The organism is Paracoccus hibiscisoli (genome assembly GCF_005048265.1).
GTDB classification, from domain to species: Bacteria; Pseudomonadota; Alphaproteobacteria; order Rhodobacterales; family Rhodobacteraceae; genus Paracoccus; species Paracoccus hibiscisoli.
The window spans coordinates 1-2,500 of sequence record NZ_SUNH01000063.1 but is presented as its reverse complement, the minus strand read 5'-3'; the positions used below and the strand labels follow the sequence as shown (position 1 = coordinate 2,500).

General features: G+C 54.8%; 1 tRNA gene and 2 rRNA genes (1 of these 3 cut by a window edge). All 3 read left to right on the top strand.

Annotated features, from left to right (window positions below):
• A 23S ribosomal RNA gene (locus FA740_RS19015) occupies positions 1–2,153 on the top strand (it extends 682 nt beyond the left edge of the window).
• A 95-nt stretch (positions 2,154–2,248) separates the two neighbouring features.
• A 5S ribosomal RNA gene (gene rrf, locus FA740_RS19010) occupies positions 2,249–2,363 on the top strand.
• A gap of 60 nt (positions 2,364–2,423) precedes the next feature.
• Positions 2,424–2,500 (top strand) — tRNA-Met (locus tag FA740_RS19005).

Below are 2,500 nucleotides of genomic sequence, written 5' to 3'. Positions count from 1 at the left end.
TAGACGGATCAGACCCGAAACCGAGTGATCTAGGCATGAGCAGGATGAAGGTACGGTAACACGTACTGGAGGTCCGAACCCACACCTGTTGAAAAAGGTCGGGATGACTTGTGCCTAGGGGTGAAAGGCCAATCAAACTCGGAGATAGCTGGTTCTCCGCGAAAGCTATTTAGGTAGCGCCTCGGACGTATTCCTTGGGGGGTAGAGCACTGCATGGATGATGGGGGCCCACAGCCTTACTGAGTCTAAGCAAACTCCGAATACCCAAGAGAACTATCCGGGAGACACACGGCGGGTGCTAACGTCCGTCGTGGAGAGGGAAACAACCCTGACCAACAGCTAAGGCCCCCAATTCGTGGCTAAGTGGGAAAGCATGTGAGACTTCCAAAACAACCAGGAGGTTGGCTTAGAAGCAGCCATCCTTTAAAGATAGCGTAACAGCTCACTGGTCTAATCAAGAGGTCTTGCGGCGAAGATGTAACGGGGCTCAAGCCACGAGCCGAAGCTTTGGATGCACTTTAGAGTGCGTGGTAGCGGAGCGTTCTGTGATATAGAACGCTGCCTCTTTTGCCCAGCAATGGGTAACGGAGGCAATGTTCTGACTGTGAAGCCGGGCCGTGAGGCAACCGGTGGAGTGATCAGAAGTGAGAATGTTGACATGAGTAGCGACAAACAGGGTGAGAGACCCTGTCGCCGAAAGTCCAAGGGTTCCTGCTTAAAGCTAATCTGAGCAGGGTAAGCCGGCCCCTAAGGCGAGGCCGAAAGGCGTAGTCGATGGGAACCAGGTTAATATTCCTGGGCCAGGAGATGGTGACGGATCCCGAGGGTAGTTCGATCTTAACGGATTGATCGGGCTGCTTAGGGGTTCCTGGAAATAGCCCTCCACAAGACCGTACCCTAAACCGACACAGGTGGACTGGTAGAGAATACCAAGGCGCTTGAGAGAACCACATTTAAGGAACTCGGCAAAATACCTCCGTAAGTTCGCGAGAAGGAGGCCCGGTTTTTACGCAAGTAGAGGCCGGGGGCACAAACCAGGGGGTGGCGACTGTTTACTAAAAACACAGGGCTCTGCGAAGTCGTAAGACGACGTATAGGGTCTGACGCCTGCCCGGTGCCGGAAGGTTAAAAGGAGAGGTGCAAGCCTTGAATTGAAGCCCCGGTAAACGGCGGCCGTAACTATAACGGTCCTAAGGTAGCGAAATTCCTTGTCGGGTAAGTTCCGACCTGCACGAATGGCGTAACGACTTCCCCGCTGTCTCAAATGTGGACTCAGCGAAATTGAATTGTCTGTGAAGATGCAGACTTCCCGCGGTTAGACGGAAAGACCCCATGCACCTTTACTACAACTTCGCACTGGCATCAGGATTGCGATGTGCAGGATAGGCGGTAGGCTTTGAAGCGGGGACGCTAGTCCTCGTGGAGCCATCCTTGAGATACCGCCCTTCGCACTCTTGATGTCTAACCGCGGCCCGTTATCCGGGTCCGGGACCCTGCGTGGTGGGTAGTTTGACTGGGGCGGTCGCCTCCCAAACAGTAACGGAGGCGCGCGAAGGTTGGCTCAGACCGGTCGGAAATCGGTCGTTGAGTGCAATGGCAGAAGCCAGCCTGACTGCAAGACTGACAAGTCGAGCAGAGACGAAAGTCGGCCATAGTGATCCGGTGGTCCCGAGTGGAAGGGCCATCGCTCAACGGATAAAAGGTACGCTGGGGATAACAGGCTGATGATGCCCAAGAGTCCATATCGACGGCATCGTTTGGCACCTCGATGTCGGCTCATCTCATCCTGGGGCTGGAGCAGGTCCCAAGGGTATGGCTGTTCGCCATTTAAAGAGGTACGTGAGCTGGGTTTAGAACGTCGTGAGACAGTTCGGTCCCTATCTGCCGTGGGTGTTGGAGACTTGAGAGGAGCTGCCCCTAGTACGAGAGGACCGGGGTGGACGTTCCACTGGTGGACCAGTTGTCGTGCCAACGGCAGTGCTGGGTAGCTATGAACGGACAGGATAAACGCTGAAGGCATCTAAGCGTGAAGCCCCCCTCAAAACAAGGTCTCCCTTGAGAGCCGTGGAAGACCACCACGTCGATAGGCCGGAGATGTAAGTGCAGCAATGCATTCAGTTGACCGGTACTAATGGCTCGATAGGCTTGATTTGATCCGGAAGAAGCAGGATTACCCTCCTTCCTCCAAAGCATCCTTGGACAATATCACCCCGCACAAACGGGGCGACGCTGAGCGTTTCTTTCCTGGTCTGGTGGCCCTAGCGCGAGCAAAACACCCGATCCCATCCCGAACTCGGCCGTTAAGTGCCGCTGCGCCGATGGTACTGCGTCTCAAGACGTGGGAGAGTAGGTCACCGCCAGACCTGGTAAGAAACGCATTATCTCTCCGAAACGATGAAAAAAACCGATCAGGACAAAATTGGCGCGGGGTAGAGCAGCCCGGTAGCTCGTCAGGCTCATAACCTGAAGGTCATAGGTTCAAATCCTATCCCCGCAACCA